22 protein-coding genes are annotated in these 23,207 nt (G+C 62.7%); 14 read left to right on the plus strand and 8 right to left on the minus strand.

The genetic code is table 11. The features are described from left to right. Positions 1-31: 31 nt before the first annotated feature. A complete protein-coding gene (locus tag AB4Z53_RS18270) occupies positions 32-952 on the plus strand; it encodes a hypothetical protein (protein WP_441596947.1) in 921 nt (306 codons plus the stop codon). A 17-nt stretch (positions 953-969) separates the two neighbouring features. Here AB4Z53_RS18270 and AB4Z53_RS18275 read toward each other — a convergent pair whose 3' ends face one another. Both AB4Z53_RS18275 and uvrB read right to left on the minus strand, forming a co-directional pair. Next, complete coding sequence (locus tag AB4Z53_RS18275; RefSeq protein ID WP_441596949.1) at positions 970-1,155, minus strand: hypothetical protein; 186 nt, start codon at positions 1,153-1,155, stop codon at positions 970-972. 101 nt (positions 1,156-1,256) lie between these two features. Continuing rightward, positions 1,257-4,253, minus strand: coding sequence for an excinuclease ABC subunit UvrB (gene uvrB, locus AB4Z53_RS18280; RefSeq protein ID WP_441596951.1), 2,997 nt, complete (start codon positions 4,251-4,253; stop codon positions 1,257-1,259). A gap of 134 nt (positions 4,254-4,387) precedes the next feature. Between uvrB and AB4Z53_RS18285 the strand changes: the two genes are divergently transcribed. Next, positions 4,388-4,753 (plus strand): hypothetical protein, encoded by a 366-nt coding sequence (locus AB4Z53_RS18285; RefSeq protein ID WP_441596953.1) that lies wholly within the window; start codon positions 4,388-4,390, stop codon positions 4,751-4,753. A 336-nt stretch (positions 4,754-5,089) separates the two neighbouring features. Beyond that, positions 5,090-6,124 (plus strand): FecR family protein, encoded by a 1,035-nt coding sequence (locus AB4Z53_RS18290; RefSeq protein WP_291149945.1) that lies wholly within the window; start codon positions 5,090-5,092, stop codon positions 6,122-6,124. 200 nt (positions 6,125-6,324) lie between these two features. On the opposite strand, the gene AB4Z53_RS18295 is transcribed toward AB4Z53_RS18290, so the two are convergent. Together AB4Z53_RS18295 and AB4Z53_RS18300 are read right to left on the minus strand one after the other, a co-directional pair. Further along, positions 6,325-8,496 carry a CHASE2 domain-containing protein gene (locus AB4Z53_RS18295; protein WP_441596955.1) on the minus strand — a complete coding sequence of 724 codons (2,172 nt, stop codon included), beginning with the start codon at positions 8,494-8,496 and terminating at the stop codon, positions 6,325-6,327. 6 nt (positions 8,497-8,502) lie between these two features. Continuing rightward, positions 8,503-10,257, minus strand: a complete 1,755-nt coding sequence (locus AB4Z53_RS18300) for an adenylate/guanylate cyclase domain-containing protein (RefSeq protein ID WP_113539399.1) — start codon at positions 10,255-10,257, stop codon at positions 8,503-8,505. A gap of 242 nt (positions 10,258-10,499) precedes the next feature. On the opposite strand from AB4Z53_RS18300, the gene AB4Z53_RS18305 reads away from it, so the two are divergent. After that, positions 10,500-11,144: an Asp/Glu racemase gene (locus AB4Z53_RS18305; protein WP_441596957.1), complete on the plus strand. Its 645-nt coding sequence runs from the start codon at positions 10,500-10,502 to the stop codon at positions 11,142-11,144. A gap of 95 nt (positions 11,145-11,239) precedes the next feature. Continuing rightward, positions 11,240-11,755 carry a GNAT family N-acetyltransferase gene (locus AB4Z53_RS18310; protein WP_113539401.1) on the plus strand — a complete coding sequence of 172 codons (516 nt, stop codon included), beginning with the start codon at positions 11,240-11,242 and terminating at the stop codon, positions 11,753-11,755. A 129-nt stretch (positions 11,756-11,884) separates the two neighbouring features. Here the strand turns inward: AB4Z53_RS18310 and AB4Z53_RS18315 are convergent, their stop codons facing one another. Further along, the gene (locus AB4Z53_RS18315) at positions 11,885-12,328 is read right to left on the minus strand and encodes a TIGR02594 family protein (protein ID WP_113539402.1); all 444 of its coding nucleotides are present in this window, start codon (positions 12,326-12,328) and stop codon (positions 11,885-11,887) included. A 484-nt stretch (positions 12,329-12,812) separates the two neighbouring features. On the opposite strand from AB4Z53_RS18315, the gene AB4Z53_RS18320 reads away from it, so the two are divergent. Continuing rightward, complete coding sequence (locus AB4Z53_RS18320; protein ID WP_291149955.1) at positions 12,813-13,166, plus strand: DMT family protein; 354 nt, start codon at positions 12,813-12,815, stop codon at positions 13,164-13,166. Positions 13,167-13,275: 109 nt separating this feature from the next. On the opposite strand, the gene AB4Z53_RS18325 is transcribed toward AB4Z53_RS18320, so the two are convergent. The 3 genes from AB4Z53_RS18325 to AB4Z53_RS18335 all read right to left on the minus strand — a co-directional run bounded on the left by AB4Z53_RS18325 (position 13,276) and on the right by AB4Z53_RS18335 (position 15,028). Continuing rightward, the gene (locus AB4Z53_RS18325; RefSeq protein WP_441596960.1) at positions 13,276-13,911 is read right to left on the minus strand and encodes a TerC family protein; all 636 of its coding nucleotides are present in this window, start codon (positions 13,909-13,911) and stop codon (positions 13,276-13,278) included. A 123-nt stretch (positions 13,912-14,034) separates the two neighbouring features. Further along, on the minus strand, positions 14,035-14,625 hold the full coding sequence (locus AB4Z53_RS18330; RefSeq protein ID WP_223727564.1) for a hypothetical protein: 591 nt from the start codon (positions 14,623-14,625) through the stop codon (positions 14,035-14,037). A gap of 13 nt (positions 14,626-14,638) precedes the next feature. Continuing rightward, the gene (locus tag AB4Z53_RS18335; RefSeq protein ID WP_113539406.1) at positions 14,639-15,028 is read right to left on the minus strand and encodes an acyl-CoA thioesterase; all 390 of its coding nucleotides are present in this window, start codon (positions 15,026-15,028) and stop codon (positions 14,639-14,641) included. Between the two features lie 273 nt (positions 15,029-15,301). Between AB4Z53_RS18335 and AB4Z53_RS18340 the strand changes: the two genes are divergently transcribed. The 8 genes from AB4Z53_RS18340 (at position 15,302) to AB4Z53_RS18375 (ending at position 23,198) form a co-directional block, all read left to right on the plus strand. Continuing rightward, positions 15,302-17,113, plus strand: a complete 1,812-nt coding sequence (locus AB4Z53_RS18340; protein WP_441596962.1) for a methyl-accepting chemotaxis protein — start codon at positions 15,302-15,304, stop codon at positions 17,111-17,113. A gap of 335 nt (positions 17,114-17,448) precedes the next feature. Then, on the plus strand, positions 17,449-18,000 hold the full coding sequence (locus AB4Z53_RS18345; RefSeq protein WP_113539408.1) for a Kazal-type serine protease inhibitor family protein: 552 nt from the start codon (positions 17,449-17,451) through the stop codon (positions 17,998-18,000). A gap of 320 nt (positions 18,001-18,320) precedes the next feature. Then, positions 18,321-19,577 (plus strand): extensin-like domain-containing protein, encoded by a 1,257-nt coding sequence (locus AB4Z53_RS18350; RefSeq protein ID WP_291149967.1) that lies wholly within the window; start codon positions 18,321-18,323, stop codon positions 19,575-19,577. A gap of 617 nt (positions 19,578-20,194) precedes the next feature. Further along, positions 20,195-20,527, plus strand: a complete 333-nt coding sequence (locus AB4Z53_RS18355) for a metalloregulator ArsR/SmtB family transcription factor (protein WP_441596964.1) — start codon at positions 20,195-20,197, stop codon at positions 20,525-20,527. After that, a complete protein-coding gene (locus AB4Z53_RS18360; protein WP_441596966.1) occupies positions 20,524-20,931 on the plus strand; it encodes a YeeE/YedE family protein in 408 nt (135 codons plus the stop codon). The genes AB4Z53_RS18355 and AB4Z53_RS18360 overlap by 4 nt, the downstream gene beginning before the upstream one ends. Then, a complete protein-coding gene (locus AB4Z53_RS18365) occupies positions 20,928-21,410 on the plus strand; it encodes a YeeE/YedE family protein (RefSeq protein WP_291149975.1) in 483 nt (160 codons plus the stop codon). Before AB4Z53_RS18360 ends, AB4Z53_RS18365 begins: the two co-directional genes overlap by 4 nt. Positions 21,411-21,513: 103 nt before the next feature. Continuing rightward, positions 21,514-22,440: an ABC transporter ATP-binding protein gene (locus AB4Z53_RS18370; RefSeq protein ID WP_291149977.1), complete on the plus strand. Its 927-nt coding sequence runs from the start codon at positions 21,514-21,516 to the stop codon at positions 22,438-22,440. Then, positions 22,437-23,198 (plus strand): ABC transporter permease, encoded by a 762-nt coding sequence (locus AB4Z53_RS18375; protein ID WP_223727559.1) that lies wholly within the window; start codon positions 22,437-22,439, stop codon positions 23,196-23,198. The genes AB4Z53_RS18370 and AB4Z53_RS18375 overlap by 4 nt, the downstream gene beginning before the upstream one ends. Positions 23,199-23,207 lie beyond the last annotated feature (9 nt).

Consider the following 23,207-nt stretch of genomic DNA (forward strand, 5'->3'; position numbering starts at 1 on the left):
CGACCCAATGACTCGAGAAAAGGCAAAACAGGTGACGAAGGCGAAGAACGACGCAACTGAAGTTGATTCAGCCAAGCGGTTTTGTGGAATCATCATGCCGATCGCTTCAGTGCCCGGCTACGATAGCACCCATTGGGGGCGAGTGCGGGCGGTCATAGACAAGGCGATAATTGATGCGGGCTATGTTCCGAGAATGGTGAGTGAAAGCGAAGATGTCGGTGTGATCCACAGCCGCATCGTTCAAAACCTGTACGACGATGTGATAGTGGTTTGCGACGTAAGCGCAAGGAATGCGAACGTCATGTTCGAGCTAGGCATGCGCTTGGCGTTCGACAAACCCACCATCATCGTGAAAGACGAGGAAACTGGCTACTCGTTCGACACCCAAGTAATCAAGCACATCGGTTACCGCAAAGATCAGCGTTTTGATGACGTGGAGCGCTTTCAGGCGGAGGTGACCGCCGCGATTCTCGCTACGATCGAAACGAAGGAGAAGGACAGCAAGTACTCACCGTTTCTTTCACACTTTGGCACGTTCACTCCCAAAACCATCGATAATAAAGAAGTGCCTCAAGTAGAGTTCATTATGAAACAGCTTCAAGATATTGGTTTGCAGCTCGACCGACTGAACAGCGTTGAACGCCGAACTGCAGTGAATCTAGCTCCAAATGAGGCGAAGTTTTCAAATGCAATCCTATCTTATACGAAAAATATACTCAGAAGCGATAGCTTCAATGAAAGAGTGAGCCTCGCCTCGCAGATTATCACAGATGAACTTACTAGCAATTTTGCAAGTAAAGCGAACCTCACACCGGACGATACGATGGCGCTGCGTATAAAAGTATCGGACTCGCTCTCAAGGCGCGGCATGCCTGTTTCGGACGACGTTTTGGACAAACTTATCAGAGTTACTTGGAATGCCATTGGTGAATTCCGTGGCAATAGCGCATAGGTCGAAAGCTACAAATCTCAATCCGGCAAAAACTCAAACACCTCCGCAATGTTGGCTGGCGCGCGCAACCGTTTGAACGACGCGTGCCGGAGCTTCCCATCATCCGTCCAAGCGCGAAACTCCACCTCTGCGACAAGGTTTGGGTCTACGAGACAGCGCCGCTCACGCCTGCGGCATTTTAGGTTGTATTTTTGATTAAGCAACTTAGGATAGTTGCGTCGTGACGCTTCTCAATCGATCAGTTCGCAGAGATTGATCTGGCTTCTCTGCGATTGTCATCCAAACCACTCCATCGAAGATCTACTCAGCGCCCCGGCCGCCCGGTCTTCCCCTTCGTCCGGCCCTTCTGCCGCTTCTGGTCCGCCGGGTCCTCATAGGACCCGACACCTGGTTTCGCTCGCGTGACGATCGGCTTTTCCGGGACATGACCGATAACCGGCTTTTCCGTCCGCCCGACGGTCATTTCGTCGAGGGTGTTGCGGCGGAACAGCGACTTGTCCGCGCCGGCGGGGGTGGCGACGTCGCGGCCCATTTCGTCGAGGTCGGGTTTGCGGAACAGTGGGGTTTCCGTGTCGGTGCCCGGGCCCATGTCGTCGAGGGAGGGTTTCTGGAAGAGGGACTTGTCTTCCGTGGCTTTGGATCCTCGGGTCGAGCCCGAGGATGACGACGGAGAGGAGGCGCCCTTGGTGCCTTTGCCGGTCGACCCCTCTTGCGACCTTGCCTCTTCCCGCGCCATCGGGTCGTCCATCGCTGCCAGTTCGGCGGCCTTGAGGCGTTTGATTTCGTCGCGGAGGCGGGCGGCCTTTTCGAAGTCGAGGTCGGCGGCGGCGTCGCGCATCTGTTTTTCGAGCGCGTTGAGGTGGGCCTGCAGGTTGTTGCCGACGAGGTGGCCGCCGTCTGCAAAACCCTTGCCGGCGACGCCGGAGATGTCGGCGCGGACGTGGTCCTTTTCGTAGACCGAGTCGAGGATGTCGGAGATCTTCGCCTTCACCGATTCCGGGGTGATGCCGTTGGCCTCGTTGTAGGCCATCTGCTTTTCGCGGCGGCGGCTGGTTTCGTCCATGGCGCGCTGCATCGAGCCGGTGATCTGGTCGGCATAGAGGATGACCTTGCCGTCTACGTTACGGGCGGCGCGGCCGATGGTCTGGACCAGCGAGGTTTCGGAGCGGAGAAACCCTTCCTTGTCGGCGTCGAGAATGGCGACGAAGCCGCATTCGGGGATATCGAGGCCTTCACGCAGCAGGTTGATGCCGACGAGCACGTCGAAGGCGCCGAGACGCAGGTCGCGGATGATCTCGATGCGCTCCAGCGTGTCGATGTCGGAGTGCATGTAGCGCACGCGAATGCCCTGTTCGTGCAGGTATTCGGTGAGGTCCTCGGCCATGCGCTTGGTGAGCACGGTGACGAGCGTGCGGTAGCCCGCGGCCGCCGTCTCGCGGATTTCGCCGAGCACGTCGTCGACCTGGGTTTTTGCCGAGCGCACTTCCACCGGCGGGTCGATCAGGCCGGTCGGGCGGATGACCTGTTCGGCAAAGACGCCGCCGGACTGTTCCAGTTCCCAGCTGCCGGGCGTGGCCGAAACGGCGATGGTATCAGGGCGCATCGCGTCCCATTCCTCGAAACGCAGCGGCCGGTTGTCCATGCAGGAGGGCAGGCGGAAGCCGTATTCGGCCAGCGTCGCCTTGCGGCGGAAGTCGCCGCGATACATGCCGCCGATCTGGCTGACGGAGACGTGGCTCTCGTCGATGAACAGAAGCGCGTTGTCGGGAATGTATTCGAACAGCGTCGGCGGCGGTTCGCCGGGATTGCGGCCGGTCAGGTAGCGCGAATAGTTCTCGATGCCGGCGCAGGAGCCGGTCGCTTCCAGCATCTCGATGTCGTAGCGGGTGCGCTGCTCCAGCCGCTGCGCTTCGAGCAGGCGGCCGCCCTTTTCCAGCTCGGCGAGCCGATGTACAAGCTCTTCCTTGATCGCCTTGATGGCGCCGTTCAGCGTCGGGCGCGGCGTGACATAGTGCGAGTTGGCGTAGATTTTCACCGATTTCAGGTCGCCGGTCTTCTGGCCGGTCAATGGGTCGAACTCGGTGATGGCATCGATCTCGTCGCCGAACATGGAGATGCGCCATGCCGCGTCTTCCAGGTGGGCCGGGAAGATTTCGATGGTATCCCCGCGCACGCGAAACGAGCCGCGCTGGAAATCCATGTCGCGGCGCTTGTACTGCTGTGCCACCAGGTCGGCGAGCAGCTGCCGCTGGTCGAGCCGGTCGCCGACGCTCATCTGGAAGGTCATGGCGGTATAGGTCTCGACCGAGCCGATACCGTAGATGCAGGAGACCGAGGCGACGATGATGCAGTCGTCGCGCTCGAGCAGCGAGCGGGTGGCCGAGTGGCGCATGCGGTCGATCTGCTCGTTGATCGAGGATTCCTTCTCGATGAAGGTGTCCGAGCGCGGCACATAGGCTTCCGGCTGGTAATAGTCGTAGTAGGAGACGAAATATTCGACCGCGTTGTCCGGGAAGAAGTTCTTGAACTCGGAATAGAGCTGGGCGGCCAGCGTCTTGTTCGGCGCCAGGATCACGGCGGGGCGCTGAGTCGCCTCGATCACCTTGGCCATGGTGAAGGTCTTGCCCGAGCCGGTGACGCCTAGCAGCACCTGGCTGCGCTCGCCCGAATTCAGGCCCTCGACCAGATCGGCGATCGCCGTCGGCTGGTCGCCGGCCGGCTGGTAGTCCGACGCCATGCGGATTTCGACGCCGCCTTCCGATTTCGGCGGCCGGGCCGGCCGGTGCGGCGTCCAGAGCTTGCCGTCCTTGAACAGCGGATTGCCGCTCTCGATCAGCGCCGAAAGCGCCTCGACGGTGGCGGTGACGCCCGAGGTGGAGGTCAGCTTGGCGGCGTCTTCCAGCGACACGTCGAGGCCGGCCACCGGATTGAGGCCGGCGGCGGCGCGGGTCTTCGGATCGGTCGAACCGCCCATGGAGGTGCCGCGCGCCGACTTGCTGCCGACGATCTCGACCTTGCCCTTCTTGCCCGCCTTCTTCGGCGGCGCCTCGTCATCGGCGCCGGCTGCCTTACGCGCCGCCTTGGAGGCGGCGATCTCCACCGTCTTGCGGTGCTTGCCGGCCTTGGAGGCGATCTCGCGCTGGGTCTCGAATGCAGACGATTCCGCTTCCGCCTCGAGCTGCTTCACCCAGTCGGAGACATTGCCGGACAGAGGCGTACCGGACAAAGGCGCCTGAGGCGCTTCTTCGAAACCGGACGGCGTGGAGGGCTTCGGCGGGGCATTCTTCGGAGCTTTGGTCATGGCGGGGAATATGGAGAGAGTCCGGCGGAAAGTGAAGGGGCGAGGGAGTACAAAAAGGCAACATTTACAGGGTTGGATGGTTGTGTTTTTTCGAAGGATGCGTGAGAGTTGCATGATCTCGCGGGGCCCCAAAGGTGACGATCAGACGACCGACGATACTTGAACTGGTGGCACAGCTTGTGATCGTGGCATTCGTGGTTCTTCCGGTCACCGATGTTCTCGATGCGTATTGGGGTTACGCCTGCAGCGAGCCCGGTTCCCGGAGCGACTGTTATCCCTGGGGCAGCGAGGGGCCGGTGGCGGACCGCTGGGGATACGAGAGCAAGGACGCCTACATCGGGACAGGACTGGCATCAATCGTCGTGTTGACCGTGTCAGGTCTTGCGCCGCTCATGGTGAGCCGCGCCACTGTCGGCTTGTCGCTGATGGCGGCCGGCTTCGTTGCCGGCGGCTATATGGCATCCTTTGTGCGAAGGTTTGCCGAGGTTCGCAGGCTTTGATGCCGAGCGGTGCAGCGTGACGCGTGGTTGAACGGCAGGAATTGCTGGGCAGTCCGGGCGCGGTTCTTGGCATGGCGGGTCAGGATTGGGTAGCTGAACTGGTGGATCGGATGGAGTGCGCGGCGGCGGCGCGGTGATCCCGAGATGACAGCGACCGGTCCGAACCGAGACTGTCTCGGCGGCCACGGCTACGGCCGAAGGGGCGTTCAACCGTAACGGGCTGGTTTTGCATGCCAAGATAACTCTTACGGTTGCGGTGTGCTATAACGTTACCCCGATTGGGCGACAAGACATAAATCCCTGCAACGTGATAACAATAACGCTTTGGAGGGGGCCATGTTCTGCTTACGTGGTGCCGCACTCATCGCGTTATGTGCCGTGACGTTCAGTCCGACCATCGCCGCCGAACCTGTCGGCCAGGCGGTGGAGATACGCACGGCGGTCAGCGGCGCGCGTGGGGCGATCGCGGTCAAGGACCCGGTCTATCGGGACGAGCGGATTTCGACATCCAAATCCGGCCTTGGCCAGTTCGTCTTCCAGGATGGCACCAAGCTCGCGGTCGGGTGGGGCTCGTCGGTGGTCATCGACAAGTTCGTCTACGACGATGCGAAGTCGGTGAAGAAGCTGACGATCATGGCCGCCAAGGGAACGTTCCGCTGGATCAGCGGCAAGTCCGGCCACTCCGCCTATCAGATCGTCACCCCGGCCGGCACCATCGGCGTTCGCGGTACCGCCTTCGATTTCTACGTCGGCCGCGATGGTACGACGGCCGTCGTGCTGCTTAGCGGCGCCGCAAGCTTCTGTGGCGCCGGCGGTTGCCGGCAATTGACACAGCGCTGCGATTGCGTCGTCGCCAAGCCGGGCGGCGGCATCAGTGATCCCAGAAGAGTCAGTCGCAATACATTGAAATCACTCGGCAATGCGAAAGCCCTTCCTTTCCTCTCCGGTGGGCAACGACTGTCCGGAGCGCTGGGCTGGGCGGGGGGTGGCTGCAGCCTTGCGGCGGCGATCAACGAAGACGTTGAACCGAAGCCGAAAACTGTGCAACCCCCCGCCGTCGAGCAGGAGAAGCCGCGCCAGCAGAAACCGCCGCTGATACCGGGAACGCAACGCCAGGAACAAAGGCAGCGGCAGGAACAGAACGGCCAGGGCCAGCGGCAGAGCCAGGAACAGCGCCAGCGACAGGAACAGGGTCAGGGCGGCCAGAAACAATCCCAGTCGCAATCGCAGCGGCAGGAGCAGGCGCAAGGCCAGGGCGGCCAGCAGCAATCCCAGTCGCAATCGCAACGGCAGGAACAGTCGCAAGAGGGCGGTGGAACGCAGCGCCAGGAACAGAGCCAAAGCCAGAGCCAGAGTCAAAGCCAGAACTAGCCGCAGCGCCGCCGGCTGGGTCGGCGTTCCGCGTGGGCCACGATCTGCAGAGACACATGACATGTCGGCAACGGGCCGCTTGCCCCCCCAAGCGCGTCGGCGACATATCGACTTTGATTCAAAGCTTTACCGATACATCCGAGAGTCCGAGTCGAGGTGAGGCACCGCCGGATGCGCCATCCGCGCGGCGGTGCCCTGGCTCATTCCGCCGGGCGTTTGGCGCCCTCGATCGGCGTTTCGGCGAAATGTTCCGACCGGCGCGAGATCCGGGCGTAGAAACCGACGAGGCCAGGCACGAGCGCGGCGGACTTCAGCTTCGCCGTATTGATGATGCTGCGGCTCGAGCTCGCGCGCGTGCGCAGCACCGAGACGAGCCTGTCGTGCAGCAGCCGCAATTCGGCAAAGGCGGGCGAGGCGGCGAGATTTTCGTCGCCGGCAACGGCGAACAGCCGGGTTCGCGTCGTCTTTCCCTTGAGGCCCAGGCTTCCGGCATCCAGCAGCGCACATTCCGGCAACGCCTCGGCTGTCGCTTCCGACACGAGCACGTCGAAATTGACATCCTTGCAGGCCGCTTCGATGCGGGCCGCGATGTTGACGGTGTCGCCGACCGCCGAATAGTTGAAGCGGGTTTCGGCGCCCATGTTGCCGACGCAGGCGAGCCCGGTATGGATGCCGATGCCGATGCGGACCTCATGGCTGGCGCCGAAGCCGAAGGCGTCCTCGGCATTCAGCCGGGCGAGGGTTTCGCGCATGCCGAGAGCGGCGCGAAGCGCCTTTTGCGGATGGTTGATCACGTCGACCGGAGCGTTCCAGAAGGCCATGATGGAGTCGCCGATGAACTTGTCGAGCGTGCCTTCGTTGGCGAGCACGTGTCGGCTCAGCGCGTCGAGCAGGGTATTGAGGAAGGCGACGACCTCGGTCGGCGTCATGCGCTCGCTCATCTCGGTGAAGCTGCGCACGTCGACGAACATCACCGTCAACTCGCGATCGTCGCCGCCGAGGCTCAGGGCGTTGCGCGTATGCTCGATGCGATAGAGCAGCGACGGTGAGAGATAGCGACCAAAGGCCTGCCGGACCTCGCGCCGTTCGCGGTCCGTCACCAGGAAGCGATAGGCGGTGGCGCCGAAATGGGTGATCGACGCGGCAAGGATCGGCGCCAGCGGATCGAAGAGCAGCCCGACATAATAGAAGGCGAGCCAGGAGGCGACGAGCGCAAGCACCGTGACCGCGAGGCCGCAGACCAATGCCACGACCGGGCTGACGAACGTGGTCAGCAGCACGAGCAAGGTGCCGGCGAGCGCAATCGAGAGGATTTCGAGCCCGTCGGCCCAGTCGGGACGCGAGAGATAGCGGCCGGAAAGAATCTGCTCGACGATCTGGGCATGGATGGAGACGCCGGGCACGTTCTGCCCGAGCGCCGTTGTGCGCACATCCTGCAGGCCCGCTGCCGAGGTGCCGATGAAGACGATACTGCCTTCGATCGCCGCGCGCACGTCCGGCGAGGCGGCCTCGTCCGTCAGGACGCGCCGAGCGGAAATGTAGCGTTCCGTCGTGTCCGGCGTGACGTAGAGCCAGAGTTCGCCGGTCGAGGTGAGCGGCACCACGAAGTCGCCGATCTTGACGGCGGTGAGGGTGTTGGCGACGTTCGGTGCCGCCGCGAGCACATAGGTGGAGGCGCCCTGGGCCACCCGCAGCGCTTCCAGAGCGAGGCTCGGATAAAATTGCCGCCCGTCGCTCAGAAACAGCGGTGCGGCCCGCACTACAGCCGAGGACGAGCCGGGATTGAGGCTGATATGGCCAAGGCCGGCAGCGTTGGCTTCGAGCTGCGGCCTCAGCGGCGTTGCGGCACGCAGCCGTGGCGGCGCCTCGGAGGCGGTTTCGCCGGTAAAGGCGAAGCCCGCCTTGACCGGCGGCAGGTAGCTGCCCTCGTTGGTGAGGCCGAAGCCGAGCACGACCGGCTTGTCGAGGATCGCCTGGGCGAAGATCTCGTCATTGTCCGGCAGGGTGGCGATGAAGGACGGATCGACGCCGCCGACATCGCGTACGACGGTGCGTGGCGACAGGCGGTCAGGTTCGGCGAAGAGTACGTCGAAGGCGATCGCCGCTGCCCCCATCTCGGTCAGCCGGTCGGTCAGTTTCGCCAGGCGGTCGCGCGGCCAGGGCCATTGGCCGAATTCGCGCAGTGACGCCTCGTCGATATCGACCACCTTGACCGGCATCGGTTCGAAGCTGCGCGGCGCGATCCGCTGGTACTCGTCGAAGGTGACGTCGCGGGCCTGGCGCAGAAGCTGCGGATCGTTGGCCCGCAGGACCGTGAAGAATGCCACCACTGTGAGGCCGATGATAACGCCAAACAGCTGGGCTCGTGTCATGGCGGCCTACGGGACGATGGGCAGGCCCGCCTTGACGAGCCCGTCTTTGAAATGCGCGTGGTCGGCGGGGTCGACATAGCCGGTGAAGAAGCGCCAGTAGCGCGGCAGATCGAGGGGGGCGTTGGCGACGGCCTCGGGGACAATCCTGCGGGCTTCCTCCTTGCGATCGAGCTGGCCAAGGCAAGCGAGCAGGATGACCAGGTTGAAATAGGTGCGGCGCAGGAGCAGCGCCCGCTCGGCGTGATGCAGCGCTCGCTCGTAGTCCCCGAGGTGGTAGTGGGCAAGCGCGATGCGGTTGAGGAAGAGATAGGTCAGCGGATCGTGCGGGCTCAGCCGCAGCGCCGTATGCAGCGGATCGAGCGCTTCGGCGAAGCGGCCGATGTAGATGCGCGCCCAGCCGAGCGCCATATGGGCGAGGGCGAAATTCGGATTGAGGTCGATTGCCTGTTGCGCTTCCTGGACCGCGGCATGCGGCCGCTGGACGGCGAAATTCGCGAGACACATGACGTAGTGGCAATAGGGATCGTGATCCTCGATCACGACGGCGCGCTCCGCTTCCGCTCGCAACTCCGCGCTGTCGCGGTCGATATCGTCGCTGAAGCCGAAATAGCAGCGGGCAAAGAGCGAGCGGGCCAGCATCATATGCGCACGGCCGAAATCGGGATCGAGGGCGATCGCGCGTCGCTGCCATTCGATCGCTTCGTTGAAATGGGCGGCTGAATCCTGCGCATTGTGCAGCAAGGTGCCGCGCATATGGCATTCGTAGGCGTCGAGATTGTCGCTGCCGCGCAACAGCGCGCGGCGGTTTTCGCCGATCAGGATCTCCGGCTCGATCGCCGCGACCACATGCTGGGTGATTTCGTCCTGGATCGCGAAGATGTCCGCGAATTCGCGCTCATAGCGCTGTGCCCAGAGATGGATGCCGGTTTCAGCCTCGATCAGCTGTCCGGTGACGCGGACGCGCGAGCCTGCGCGGCGCACGCTGCCCTCGACGATGTAGCGCACGCCGAGGTCACGGCCGATCTGTTTGACGTCAACGGCGCGGCCCTTGTAGGCGAAGGAGGAGTTGCGGGCGATGACGAAGAACCAGCGGTAAAGCGACAGTGCGGTGATGATGTCCTCAGTCAGTCCGTCGGCAAAGAAGTCCTGTTCCGGGTCGCCGGACATGTTGACGAAGGGCAGCACGGCAATCGACGGCTTGTCGGGCAGGGCAAGCGGCATGCCCGGCAGGTCCGGCCTCAGCGGGTCCTCATGCCAGTCGACGCGGTGCACGGGTATCGGGCGCGGCATGTTCTTCAGCGCGCGATCGCCAAGCCGGTGCACGGGAAACTCCAGCTTGCCGACGATCTGGTCGTGCAGCGCACCGGAAATGCAGATATCGGTCGGCTGCGCGACCTGTTGCAACCGCGCCGCCACGTTGACGCCGTCGCCGAGCAGGTTGCCGCCGTCGACCACGACGTCGCCGAGATTGAGGCCGATGCGGAACTGCATGCGCCGCTCCGGCGCGAGGTCGGCGTTCCGCCGCTGCAGGGTGCGCTGGATGGCGACCGCTGCGCGGACTGCCTGTACCGCGCTCTGGAATTCTGCGACCAGGCTGTCGCCAGCGCCGCCGAAGATGCGGCCGCCATGCTCGCTCACAAGGCTTGAGATCGTGGCGCAGTAGGTGGCCAGCGTTGCGAGCGCGCCTTCCTCATCGATCGCGACAAGGCGACTGTAGCCAGCGACATCGGCAGCAAGGATCACGGCGAGCTTCCGTTCCAAGAGGGCCAGCCCCTCCCGCGGCATCTGGTCAGAATGAAGATGAGCGTAACTTAAATTAGAAAATGCGAGAAGTATAAATTACCCGATTTGTGTCCATTGCTGGGCCGGAAGCGTAAAAACAACCCAAGTGGCCTCTACGGAAGATTGTGTTCGGTAATACTTTTCTGAATGCGGCGATTGTGCAAGTTTCGCGGAATCGACACCGCGGCGTCGCGGGCGATCCTCATTCACGGGGCCTTCACATGATCATCTCCTGCCTGCATACGGCCGATAGCAATATCGCCGTTTTCGAGAACGCTGCGCGCCAGATCGGCCTTTCGGATGTGACGTTGCGCCATGCGGTCAGGGCCGATCTGCTGGGGGCTGCGGAGCTGGCGGGCGGTCTGAGCGAGGAAATCACGGAAGAAACCGCGGCAATCCTATCGGGATTGGCGGGCGAGGCGGATGCGGTGCTGCTGACCTGCTCGACGCTCGGGCCAAGCGTGGCAAAGGCCGGGATGGGGGCCGCCGTCCCGATCCTGCGTGTTGATGCGGCGCTGGCCGAGAAAGCGACCGCGGCCGGCGGCAAGGTCGTGGCGCTCTGCGCGGTGGAAACGACGATCGCCCCAACCACTGCGCTTTTCGCCGCGGCGGCACATCGTTCCGGTGCCGATCTCGAGGTTCGTCTCGTCGAAGGTGCCTGGGCCCTGTTCAAGGAGGGAAACCGTGACGGCTACCTTGCGGCCATTGCGCAGGCGGTCGAAGCAGCCTATGCGGACGGTGCCACGATCGTTGCGCTCGCTCAGGCATCCATGGCCGGTGCCGCCGATCACGTCCGCAACGGCCCGCGGCCGCTGTCGAGCCCGGCAGCCGGGCTCGAGGCGGCTATGTCTGCCGTTGCCGACTAGGGATACATTAGCCGGGTAATGACGTTTCGATTTGAACGCCAGCAGCGAACTTCAGGCCTCTGATGAAGCGGTCTGCGCTATAGGATGCAGTTGTCATGACCCTGATTCGACCAACCCGTGAAGACGATGCAATTCTGCTGCCCGAGATTGAACGCTCGTCCGGCGCGCTTTTTCGCACCGTCCCCGACCTTGCCTGGATTGCCGACGACGACGTCCAGTCTGCCGAGGCTCATGTCGAGTTTCTGCGCACCGGCCTGTCCCTGGTGTCTGTCGACGGGCGCGATCGTCCGAGCGGGTTCCTTTGCGCCGCGGCGGCTGAGGGCGAGTTGCACATCTGGCAGCTTGCCGTGCTTGAGGAATGCCAAGGCCGGGGGCTCGGCCGCGCGTTGATGGCGGCTGCGATCGCACATGCGCGCGCCAATTCGTGCACCGCGGTCTCGCTGACGACCTTCCGCGGTCTCAAATGGAACGAACACTTCTACCGCACACTCGGCTTTGCAACGCTTGCCGCGGACGAACTCGATCCGCGTCTGGCGCAGATCCTTGCCAACGAAGCGGCGCACGGCCTTCCGGCAGAGCGGCGTTGCGCAATGCGCCTGACGCTTACCTAGGGGACGCGCACCGGCGATCCGCCCAATGCGGCGATGCAGATGTCAGTTCCGGCTCGAGTCCCAGGCTCGGGTGCAACCCCGGCCTAAGGTGCGAAACGGGTCTGCGCCCGGATTTGCGTAGCTACTGGCCTAACGTCTGACGCCGACGACCTGGCCCCGCGCGAACTGCGAGATCCTGACGCCGCCGGACTGATTGCCGCCGATCAACTGGGCCGTCGACTTCGACAGCGCGGACAGGATGCCGACATGGTAGCTCCGCCCGGTCCGCACCACGACGATATCACCCGGACGCGCATAGGCGAGTTTCACCGGCGCGCCGAAACGCAGCCAGGAGCGGGCGAATCCGAAGCTCTGTGGTGGACTGCGGCCGGATTTACGGGCGATCAGGCCCATGAAATGGCCGCACCAGGGGGTTCGTGCCGGGTTGATGCCAAGCGCTGCGCGCAGGGTCTTGTTGTTCTTGACCTCGTGCAGGCCTTTGTATTGCTGCGCCTGGGCAAGCATGCCCGCGCTGGCGAGATTTGGCGAAAAGAGCGCGACATAGGCAGCCGCAAGAAACGCCAGGACCTTCATGGTCAGGTCTCCTTGACAAGTTGCTGGGTGCTAACAGTCGGGGCGGCCTGGCGATCGCCGGCATGGCACCCGGTTGCTCAACTGTTTCCAAAGTTCCCTTGGGAAAATTCAGCGGACATGCGCGTGCCCAGCGCCTAAGACGCAGCATCGGCCTGTCGGCGAACCGCGCTCAAAGCGCGGAGCCAACTTCACGGCAACCGCCGTTTCGAAGTGTGGTATTCCCCTGCCTGTCCCGTCGGACAGTCGAGCGAGATTGCTCATGCGCCAGTACAAAATTGTGGCAAAACCCGTAAAATATTGGGGCAGCACTTGCTAAATGACGGAAAAAGTGCGCGCACGATGGCGATTCGTCACTATGACCGGCAGAAAATCTCGTATCGACCGGCGCAAAGGCGTCAGTTGTTCCAATGGGAGTGCACGGGACTTGCACCCGAATACGGCTGCGGCGCATCGTCGGAGCACGATTCGCGCACTGAGGTTCTCAATGTCCTTAACACTCTCTCCGGCCTATCTCTGGCCGATTCTTCTGCTCCTGATTTCCAATGTCTTCATGACTTTCGCCTGGTACGGGCATCTGAAATACACCTCGTCACCGCTCTACATGGCGATCGTGGCAAGCTGGGGTATCGCCTTCTTCGAATATTGCCTGGCGGTTCCGGCAAACCGCATCGGCCATCAGGTCTATTCCGCGGCGCAGCTGAAGACGATGCAGGAGGTGATCACGCTGCTGGTCTTCGCCGCCTTTTCGGTCTTCTGGCTGAAGGAGTCGATCGGCTGGAACCATCTCGTCGGCTTTGCCCTGATTGCCGTCGGCGCTTCCTTCATCTTCAAGGGCTGAAGAGGGGCGCCTCGTGGCGCCGCTTGCGGTTTCCCAACGCTGAAAAACGAGAAAAGGCAGGGCACCGGCCCTGCCTTTCCATGTGTCAAAGTAACGTTTCGGTTCGGTACTAGACCATCGCCGCCACGGCCGGGGCCACGTGCGGCCAGACTTCGACCGAGCCGCGATAGATCATGTCGAGCGCGACGTAGAGGATGATCGCGAGACCGATGTAGGCGATCCAGTGGTAGCGGTTGAGCAGCCGGGCAATGAAGCCCGCGGCGACGCCCATCATCGCGATCGAGAGCACGAGGCCGACGACGAGGATCGTCGGGTGTTCGCGGGCGGCGCCGGCGACGGCAAGGACGTTGTCGAGCGACATCGAAACGTCGGCGACGACGATCTGAATGGCCGCCTGCATGAAGGTCTTTTTCGGCATGTCGGCGGCAGCACCGCTTTCGCCTGCGGCGTTCGCTGCCTGCTGTTCACGAATTTCGCGCCACATCTTCCAGCAGACCCAGAGAAGCAGGATGCCGCCGGCCAGCAGCAGGCCGATGATTTCGAGGAGTTGTACGGTGACGCTGGCGAGCGCCACGCGCAGGACGGTCGCCGCGATGATGCCGACCAGAATGACCTTCTTGCGCTGCTCGGTCGGAAGCCCGGCCGCAGCGAGACCGATCACGACGGCGTTGTCGCCGGCGAGAACGAGGTCGATGACGATGACTTGCAGAAGCGCTACCAGACCGGCAGCGGTAAAGATTTCCATGATGCGACAGTCCCCCGACGTGTCAGGATGCGAGATTCAAATATGACTAACGGATAAAGCACCGCCTCGCCTTCGGATCAAGGGGCGAGGGTGAATTCCTCCGCAGCCGATCCCGTCGCTGCCTTAATCCAGGAGGTCGAAGGCCCGATACATCCACAGCAGCTGATAGGCGACCGCCAGGACGACGAACGCTGCATGAAAGCGCCGGTCAGAGGTGAGGGCGGCGGCGATGCAGAAGACGATATAGGCAGCGTTGCGGGCAGGGTATTCGAGGCCATAGGAGGCGAAATACTGCTTGCCCTTCAGCGCGGTGTCGACGAGGTCAACGGCAAAGGCCAGCGCGAGGAAACCGAAGAACCAGGCCCGGCGCGACATGAAATAGTGTTCGTAGTCGCTATAGTCGTCGAGCGTCGTCGGGAACAGCATTACGCAGAGAAAGAAGAAGACGCAGCAATAGAGAATGACGAACAGGTAGACGCTGACGTCGATCACGGCCAGTGAATGCAGGTGGAACTCCCACCACCAGAAATGCACGAGGAAGACGAACATGAACAGGACCCAGCCGAGGTGGATCCAGTAGACGCGCGTCTTGCCGGGATGTTGTACGAAGAGCGCCACGCCACTCAGGAGCCGCGCCAGGCTGAGGCTGACGACCATGCCCATGACAGTGCGGATATGCGAGAAGATCGCCGGGTCGGGCTGGATCTGCTCCATGGGGATGCGGCTCCTATTCCTCCGCCGGAACCGGCTTGGGTTTGCCGTTTTCGTCTAGCGCGACCATGACGAAGATCGCGTCCGTCACCTTTTCCATGAGATGCGAGAGATAGCGCTGCGCCCAGGCCTCGACCTTGAGCGTCATCGAGGTGCGGCCGACCTTGACGACGTCGGTATAGATGCAGAGCGTGTCGCCGATCTTGACAGGGAGCGCGAAGGCCATCTCCTTGACTGCGGCGGTGACGACGCGGCCACGAGCGCGCTCGGCCGCGCGGATGCCGCAGGAAAGGTCCATCTGCGCCATCACCCAGCCACCGAAGATATCGCCGGCCGCATTGGCGTCGCCGGGCATGGCGAGCGTGCGCAAGGTCAGTTCGCCGGTCGGTTTGATCTGTTCGGTCATGCGGCCTGTCTCCCTGTTGGATGAAAGATGTAACCCGACCGCGCTTGTAGAGGGAAGGCCCGCCGCCGCACATACGGGTCGCAATCCACCGTGCCGTCACCTTAGACTTTCGGAGTGGTTCTTGAGAAAAGTCAAATTTAGGGATCGGTTGTTAGGGGCTTGGCAAAGACCTCTTCCTACCCTGCAAGCTCTTGGAGTGCGGCCGGCCATGCTGGCGGCGACCAGGTTCTGAAAGGGCGGCGCGGGGAGCGCCGAAGGGGCAGGGGATTGGCAATGAAGAAATTCAGAATCTCGGCGCGTCTCTACGCGCTGGTGGCATTTGCGCTTTTGACCATGGCAGCGGCGCTGACATTCGGTCTGTTCCAGGCGCAGGAAAAGCTCGTCGGCGAACGCAAGGCGATGCTCTCGGCGATGGACGAGAACGCGATCGCGGTGTTCGACGCCTATCACAAGCTGGAAGTGGCCGGGACACTCTCGCGGGAAGAGGCGCAGAAGCGCGCGCTCGAGGCGATCAAGGCGATGCGCTACCAGGGCAACGGCTATTTCTGGGTCAACGACATGCATCCGACCATGGTGATGCATCCGATCAAGCCCGAGCTCGACGGCAAGGACCTCACCGAAAACAAGGACCCGAACGGCAAGCATCTCTTCGTCGAATTCGTGAAGACGGTCGAAAAGAGCGGTCAGGGTTTCGTCGACTACTATTGGCCAAAGCCGGGCGCTGACGCACCGGTGCTGAAATATTCGCATGTCGCCGGCTTCAAGCCCTGGGGCTGGGTGGTCGGCACGGGTGTCTATGCGGACGACCTGGCGGCGATGTTCCGCGAGCGCGCCTGGCAGGTCGCGGGTATTCTCGCAGCGGCCGCCCTCGCCATCCTGATGGCGGCACTTGCGATCGTGCGCAGCGTCGTCAAGCCGGTGGAGAAGCTGAAGGCCTCGATGCGGGCGATCGCCGATGAGGATCTATCTTCGGAGGTTCCGGAGACGGACCGCGGCGACGAGATCGGCCAGATGGCCAAGGTGCTGGTGGTGCTGCGCGATTCCGTTCGCGAACGACTGGAACTGCGTTCACGCGAAGCCGAGCAGCAGGAGCGGCTCAGCTCCGAGCGGCGTGGCAACGAGCAGCGCCAGCGGGCAACGGCGGAAGCGCAAGCGGATGCAATGGAGACGGTCGGTGTCGCTCTGGAGCTCTTGGCAAGCGGCGACCTGACAGCCGAGATCGGCCACATCGCGCCGGAATACGGCAAGTTGAGGCAGGATTTCAACACGGCCGTTGCCGCACTTCGCGATGTCATCGGCGCCATCTCGCACTCGACCGAGATCGTCACCGCCAGTGCCGGCGACATCTCCGAGGCGGCAAACAACCTGTCGCGCCGGACGGAGCAGCAGGCCGCAGCGCTCGAAGAGACGGCGGCAGCACTCGACGAGATCACCTCGACGGTTCGCCACGCTTCCGAGCGGGCGAACGAGGCGCGCGAGATGGTCAACGAGACCAAGGCGAGTGCCGCCAAATCCGGCGGCATCGTGCGCAACGCCATAGACGCCATGGGGCGGATCGAAGGTTCCTCCGGCCGCATCGGCCAGATCATCGGGGTGATCGACGAGATCGCCTTCCAGACCAACCTGCTGGCGCTGAATGCCGGCGTCGAGGCGGCGCGCGCCGGCGAGGCCGGTCGCGGCTTTGCCGTCGTCGCACAGGAGGTCCGCGAACTCGCGCAGCGCTCTGCGGGTGCGGCAAAGGAGATCAAGGAACTGATCGGCGCTTCGGTCCGCGAAGTCGGTGCCGGGGTGGAACTGGTGCGCTCGACCGGCGAGGCGTTGTCGGAAATCGAAGCGCGGGTCAACCGGGTCAACGAGCAGGTGGCTTCGATCGCGACCGCCGCCCGTGAACAGGCGACCGGATTGCAGGAGGTCAATGTCGCCGTCAACAGCATGGACCAGATGACCCAGCAGAATGCGGCGATGGTGGAAGAAACCACGGCGGCGAGCCAAACGCTGGCCGCGGAGAGCCGTGAGTTGAAGGCGCTGCTGACGAAGTTCCGGCTGTCGGCAACATCGCACTCGTCCTACGGCCGCGCCGCCTGAGCTATACGGACGGGGAACGAGCAAGACCCGCGTGGCATGCCGCGCGGGTTTTTCCTTGCGCCGCTCCCCCAAACAGGGCGGCGCCGGCGCTCTGCTTCGGGATCTTGGTTAACGGTGCAAAGCAGGCGCGCAGGCTTGACCTTGCGGGTGTCGCGGATAGATACGCGAGAAGCGGGAGGTGTTCGACGGGGCGTCGCTCCGGTTGCCGACCGCTGCACGACAGCGCCGCGCGTCCTAAAGGAAGCGCAAAGGGCCGCTGTAGCACTTTGAATTTTTGCATATTTTTGTCCGTTAATCGGCACGATTAAAGGAAACATGCACAAGAGGGGACATCCATGGCACTTCTCAAACTTCTTCTGACGCGCCCGATCGTCGTGCTGATGCTCGGGCTCGGCTTTCTCTCCGCCTGTACCGTTGTCGTCGACGAGCCGCGTCCTGGGCCGCGGCCGACCCGTCCGGCGGCCTGCACAATGGAGTATGCGCCGGTTTGCGGTGAGCGCGGCAATCGCCTGCGCACCTTCCCGAATTCCTGCCAGGCGCGCGCCGACGGCTTCAATGTCGTCCACCGCGGCGAGTGCCGTCCCGACAACCGCCCGCCGGCGCGGCCGCCGCAGGCCTGCACCATGGAATACATGCCCGTCTGCGGCGAGCGTGGTGGCCGTACGCAGACCTTCTCCAATGCCTGCCAGGCACGGTCCGAGGGCTTCCAGGTGATCGGTCGCGGTGAATGCCGTCGCGGTGACGATCGTCCGCCGCAGGGCCAGTTCTGCACGCGCGAATTCGCGCCGGTCTGCGGCCAGCGTGGCGGTCGGACGGAAACCTTCTCGAACGCCTGCGAGGCTGGCGGTGCGGGATTCCGGATCGTGCATCGCGGCGAGTGCCGCTGACATCCAGCCACCTGACTACGGAAAATGTGGAGCCCGCGTCTGCCGAAGACGCGGGCTTCTTGCTGTCAGCAGTCGGGCATCGCTAAACGTCTCCCACCTTTGATCTCGGGCATCGGTCGCAAGGCTTCGTTTACCGTATTTGAATAAAATGCCTTCGAAATCTGACCTTTCGGCTGCTGTGCCCGGTTTGCGACACAGGCGATAGGCAGCAATTCGATGTGCTGCAGCGATCTTTGCGTGCCGGTGGGTGCGCCGCTGCGGGGGCGGCGGGGTGATGAATGACGGTCTCTTTGACCGTTTGGAGGAAGGCGCAGTTCGGTATGACGTATGTTACCGGTCTCCATCGCCCGCTGACGGCACTCGTTCTTTCACTGTCGCTTGTCGCCTGTTCGACCGATGACGCGCTTTCGCCGCCCGGACGGATCGATGGCGGCTCCCGGGTCGGCTCGATCGGGCCGGTGCCCGTCGATGCGGTGCCGCAGGAAGAAGTGGCCGCCTATCCCGCCGCAACGTCGAGTTCGATGAGCAATGGCACCCGCGGCTATGCTGCGCCGGCGCAGGCCGCGCCGGAACAAACGCGGCGGTCTCTGCCGATGATCGACAGCGACGAGGCGGTCTCCTCCGGCGCGCAGCCGGCGAATGCGGGTTCCACTGCCATTCCCGATGAGGGCGTCAACATGGATGCCATGCTCGGCGTCGAGCAGCCGGTCGTCGGCCTGGCGGAAGAGCAGAGCAACGAGATCGCCGAGGGCAATGCCAGCCAGCCGGTGGTCGGCGGCATAGGCGAAGACAATGTGCGCCAGCTCGGTCGCGCATCCGCAGGCGCGGCCGCGTCCGAGGCGAACCTTGGCTATGATCCCGATCTGCCACCGCTTTCTGCCGAGAAGGCTGCGGCCGAAGACGCCCAGCGGGCACGCGCGATGGCGGAGCAGCGTGCCGTGCAAAGGGCGCAGGAGCCACAACAGGTCGCGTTCCTGCCGCGGGTCCGCAACCCGATGTCGGCGCCCGAGTATACCGGCCAGATGCCGGCTTCGGAGATTTCTTGCCGCCAGCGCCTGAAGAAGCTCGGCGTCGTCTTTCGCGACATCCCGCGTATCAGCAACGGGCCGTCCTGTGGCATCGACTATCCGATCGAGCTCAGCGGCCTCTCCGGCGGTATTGGCGTGAAGCCGGCGGTCAAGCTCAATTGCGAGGTGACCGAGGCCTTCGCCAAGTGGGTGAAATACGAACTCGCGCCATCCTCCCGCTACCGCTACTGGTCGGGTGTCCAGACCATCAAGCCGCTTGGCGGCTATTCCTGCCGCACGATGAACTCCCGCCGCGGCAACCCCATGTCCGAACACGCACACGGCAATGCCATCGATGTCGGCAAGTTCGTGCTGAAGAACGGCAAGGAAATCGATGTTCGCAAGAAGGGCTTCTTCGCGTTCCGCGAGCGCGGTCTCCTGAAGGCCGTGCGCTCCGATAGCTGCAAGTATTTCAACACCGTGCTTGGGCCGGGCAGCGACCCGTTCCACAAGGACCATTTCCACTTCGATCTGAGAACGCGCAAGACCGGCTATCGCCACTGTGATTGACGGCTGAAGCGCGGCACCTTGTTCCTGCGGTCCTGCATGCCGAAAGCGGGCAAAAAAAGAGGCCGGCGGGGAGGCCGGCCCAACAACCGGAGCAAAAGGGGGAGGCTCCGGTTTGCAAATCACGAACGCAAATCAAAGGGCGATATCGCGCCGCGCGAGCAAATTGCTCGAAGTCCGTCACCGTTTCGTGACAGGGCAGACGACTGGCGACGATCCATTTTGTGGATCTTTCGCCGGGTAACGGTTGAAGCCTGCATCCACGTCGGAACTCATCAGGCGTTCCGGCCGAGGACCCCGTAGTGTCATCGCAGGCTCGCATTTCGGGACACTATACCAGAAGTTTCATGGTTGACTGAAGTTGTCCGGCCGGTTGCCCCAAATATGGCGTTTTCGCATTTGTTGCGGTTGCGTTGTAACGAACTGAATTTTCTATATGATTTGACAGTCAACGGACAGGTAAGGGGGGATAGCGCTGATAGCGCGGTCATGTTTTGTCTGGTTTGTTAATAAGTAATACGATATTATATTTTTTGGTATAACAATCATGGATAGTGGTCGGCAAGCCACGGCAAGCATTGGGGCACTACACACTCCTAGGGCAACGACAGGAGGAGACTATGGGAACTGTTATGCAATTTCCGGGGGTGCGCACGGATATGGCCGCGCACGCCGGCGAAGTTTCGAAAATCCTGAGAACTCTCGCCAACCGAAATCGACTGCTGATCGCGAGCGCCTTGCTGGAGGGCGAACACTCGGTGGCGGCACTGGAAGAAAGCTTGAGCATTCGTCAGCCGACCCTCTCGCAGCAATTGACCGTGCTGCGCGATGCCGGCATTGTCTCGACGCGTCGGCAGGCCAAGCAGGTTTTCTATCGGCTTAGCCACGACAAGGTGGCGCGTCTCGTTGGCGCGCTCTATCAGATCTTCTGTCGGGATGGTTCCAAAACATGAGTGAATACGGGAATGCGCTGGCGGGCGGGCTGTTGGTCGGCCTCTCGGCAGCGATCCTGATGGTGGCGAATGGTCGGGTGGCTGGGATCAGCGGTATCGCTGGACGTCTGCTGCAAGGCGTGCAGGCCTCCACCGGGGCGTTGTTCGTGCTGGGACTGATGGCAGGGCCGTTGGTCTTTCATCTCGTCTTCGGCACCTGGCCGGCGGTGACGGTCACGTCATCCTGGCCGCTGCTGGTGGCCGGCGGCCTGCTGGTCGGCTTCGGCTCCCGCATGGGCTCCGGCTGCACCAGCGGCCACGGCGTCGTCGGGCTTGCAAGGCTGTCGCGGCGTTCGATGGCGGCGGTCGCCACCTTCATGGGCGCGGCGATCGTCACGGTCTTCGTCATGGGCCTGGTCGGATGAACGGTGCAGTTTTCCGCCTTGCGGCGACGCTCGTCTCCGGCCTCGCGTTCGGTTTTGGTCTTTCGCTGTCGGGCATGCTCGATCCCGCGCGGGTGCGGGCGTTCCTGGATGTCACTGGCAACTGGAACCCAAGCCTTGCCTTCGTGCTTGGCGGCGCCGTCCTGGTTTCTGCGCTCGGCGTCCTGCTGACACGCCGTCTCAAACGACCTTTGTTCGACGAAACCTTCCATTTGCCGGACAACCGGGTCATCGACAGGCGACTGATTGTTGGCTCGGCAATCTTCGGCGTCGGTTGGGGACTGGTTGGCCTTTGCCCGGGCCCGGCACTCGCATCGCTGTCGCTCGGCCTGCCGGCGACGATGCTTTTCGTGGCGGCGATGGTGGCCGGGATGCTGATCCACGACCGGCTGGTGGCGCGCAAGCCCACGCAAACGGCCGGCGGCGCCGGGGCGGGGACCCGCCTGTCGCAGCCGCATTGACAAAGCGTCACCTTGTTTTTTCCATCCGGTAGGCTGCAAATCGCAATCAATTGCCCCATATAGGCGAAACCTGCCGACTTCGCCCCCGCACCGGATCAGCTTCATGGCGCCTATCGTTTCCGTTTCCAATCTGTCGAAGACCTATGCCTCCGGGTTCCAGGCGTTGAAGGGCGTCAGCCTCGATATCGAGGAAGGCGAGATCCTGGCGCTGCTCGGCCCGAACGGCGCCGGCAAGACGACCCTGATCTCCATCATCTGCGGCATCGTCAATCCGAGCGGCGGAACGGTCACTGTTGGCGGCCATGACGTGGTACGCGACTTTCGCGAGACCCGCGCGATGATCGGGCTCGTGCCGCAGGAACTGACGACCGATGCCTTCGAAACCGTGTGGAACACAGTCTCCTTCTCCCGCGGGCTGCACGGCAAGAAGCCTAATCCGGCTCATATCGAGAAGGTGCTGAAGGACCTTTCGCTCTGGGACAAGAAGGACAACATGCTGCGCGAGCTTTCGGGCGGCATGAAGCGACGCGTGCTGATCGCCAAGGCGTTGTCGCACGAGCCGCGGGTACTCTTCCTCGACGAACCGACGGCCGGTGTCGACGTCAATCTGCGCAAGAGCATGTGGGAGGTGGTCGAGCGGTTGCGTGCCTCCGGCGTCACGATCATCCTGACGACGCACTACATCGAAGAGGCGGAAGAAATCGCCGATCGCATCGGCGTCATCAATGGCGGCAAGATTCTGCTGGTCGAAGACAAGGTCGCGCTGATGTCGAAGCTCGGGCGCAAGCAGTTGCGCGTCGATCTCGCCCATCCGCTGGACGGGGTTCCCGAAACGCTGTCCGACTATAATCTGACGCTCGAGGGGGACGGCCATTGTCTGATCTACGATTACGACACGAGCGCCGAACGCACCGGGATCACCGCGTTTCTGGCCGCCTTGGCTGAAGCCGGTATCAGGCTCAAGGACATCTCCACGCGGCAAAGCTCGCTGGAGGACATCTTCGTCGAAATCGTGGGGGCAGGGCGATGAACATCGAAGCGATCAAGTCGATCTATTTCTTCGAGATGGCCCGCACCCGCCGGACATTGTTGCAGAGCGTCGTGTCGCCGGTCATCTCGACCTCGCTCTATTTCATCGTCTTTGGCGCTGCGATCGGCGGGCGGATCCAGGAGATCGACGGCGTTTCCTACGGCGCCTTCATCACCCCCGGACTGATGATGCTGACGCTTTTGACCCAATGCATCGGCAACGGCTCCTTCGGCATCTACTTCCCCAAATTCACCGGTACGATCTACGAGGTCCTGTCCTCGCCGGTCTCGATGCTCGAGATCGTGCTCGGCTACGTCGGCGCGGCGGCGACCAAGGGGCTGATGATCGGGACGATCATCCTCTTGACGGCCTCGCTGTTCGTCGACCTGACGATCGCGCATCCGTTCGTCATGATATTCTTCTTCGTGCTGACGGCCATTTCCTTCAGCCTGTTCGGCTTCATCATCGGCATCTGGGCAAAGGATTTCGAGCAGCTGAACCTGATCCCGATGTTGGTGATCCCGCCACTCGTCTTCCTTGGCGGCAGCTTCTATTCGATCAAGATGCTGCCACCCTTCTGGCAGGCGGTCAGCCACTTCAACCCCGTGCTCTACCTGATCAGCGGTTTCCGCTGGAGCTTCTTCGAGGTGTCCGACGTCAACCCGATCTTCAGCGCTGTGATCATCCTCGCTTTCCTGACGGCCTGCATGACGATCCTCGCATGGATCTTCCGCACCGGTTATCGCTTGAGAAACTGACGGCCAGCG

The sequence above is a fragment of the Ensifer sp. 2TAB8 genome (genome assembly GCF_052115125.1).
Classification (GTDB): Bacteria; Pseudomonadota; Alphaproteobacteria; order Rhizobiales; family Rhizobiaceae; genus Ensifer.

What these genes read in the sequence shown, in the direction of transcription:
- uvrB (WP_441596951.1), bottom strand. Translation starts at nt 4,253, where the DNA reads ATGACCAAAGCTCCGAAGAATGCCCCGCCGAAGCCCTCCACGCCGTCC.
- AB4Z53_RS18290 (WP_291149945.1), top strand. Translation starts at nt 5,090, where the DNA reads ATGTTCTGCTTACGTGGTGCCGCACTCATCGCGTTATGTGCCGTGACG.
- AB4Z53_RS18295 (WP_441596955.1), bottom strand. Translation starts at nt 8,496, where the DNA reads ATGACACGAGCCCAGCTGTTTGGCGTTATCATCGGCCTCACAGTGGTG.
- AB4Z53_RS18305 (WP_441596957.1), top strand. Translation starts at nt 10,500, where the DNA reads ATGATCATCTCCTGCCTGCATACGGCCGATAGCAATATCGCCGTTTTC.
- AB4Z53_RS18310 (WP_113539401.1), top strand. Translation starts at nt 11,240, where the DNA reads ATGACCCTGATTCGACCAACCCGTGAAGACGATGCAATTCTGCTGCCC.
- AB4Z53_RS18315 (WP_113539402.1), bottom strand. Translation starts at nt 12,328, where the DNA reads ATGAAGGTCCTGGCGTTTCTTGCGGCTGCCTATGTCGCGCTCTTTTCG.
- AB4Z53_RS18320 (WP_291149955.1), top strand. Translation starts at nt 12,813, where the DNA reads ATGTCCTTAACACTCTCTCCGGCCTATCTCTGGCCGATTCTTCTGCTC.
- AB4Z53_RS18325 (WP_441596960.1), bottom strand. Translation starts at nt 13,911, where the DNA reads ATGGAAATCTTTACCGCTGCCGGTCTGGTAGCGCTTCTGCAAGTCATC.
- AB4Z53_RS18330 (WP_223727564.1), bottom strand. Translation starts at nt 14,625, where the DNA reads ATGGAGCAGATCCAGCCCGACCCGGCGATCTTCTCGCATATCCGCACT.
- AB4Z53_RS18335 (WP_113539406.1), bottom strand. Translation starts at nt 15,028, where the DNA reads ATGACCGAACAGATCAAACCGACCGGCGAACTGACCTTGCGCACGCTC.
- AB4Z53_RS18340 (WP_441596962.1), top strand. Translation starts at nt 15,302, where the DNA reads ATGAAGAAATTCAGAATCTCGGCGCGTCTCTACGCGCTGGTGGCATTT.
- AB4Z53_RS18345 (WP_113539408.1), top strand. Translation starts at nt 17,449, where the DNA reads ATGGCACTTCTCAAACTTCTTCTGACGCGCCCGATCGTCGTGCTGATG.
- AB4Z53_RS18350 (WP_291149967.1), top strand. Translation starts at nt 18,321, where the DNA reads ATGACGTATGTTACCGGTCTCCATCGCCCGCTGACGGCACTCGTTCTT.
- AB4Z53_RS18355 (WP_441596964.1), top strand. Translation starts at nt 20,195, where the DNA reads ATGGGAACTGTTATGCAATTTCCGGGGGTGCGCACGGATATGGCCGCG.
- AB4Z53_RS18360 (WP_441596966.1), top strand. Translation starts at nt 20,524, where the DNA reads ATGAGTGAATACGGGAATGCGCTGGCGGGCGGGCTGTTGGTCGGCCTC.
- AB4Z53_RS18365 (WP_291149975.1), top strand. Translation starts at nt 20,928, where the DNA reads ATGAACGGTGCAGTTTTCCGCCTTGCGGCGACGCTCGTCTCCGGCCTC.
- AB4Z53_RS18370 (WP_291149977.1), top strand. Translation starts at nt 21,514, where the DNA reads ATGGCGCCTATCGTTTCCGTTTCCAATCTGTCGAAGACCTATGCCTCC.
- AB4Z53_RS18375 (WP_223727559.1), top strand. Translation starts at nt 22,437, where the DNA reads ATGAACATCGAAGCGATCAAGTCGATCTATTTCTTCGAGATGGCCCGC.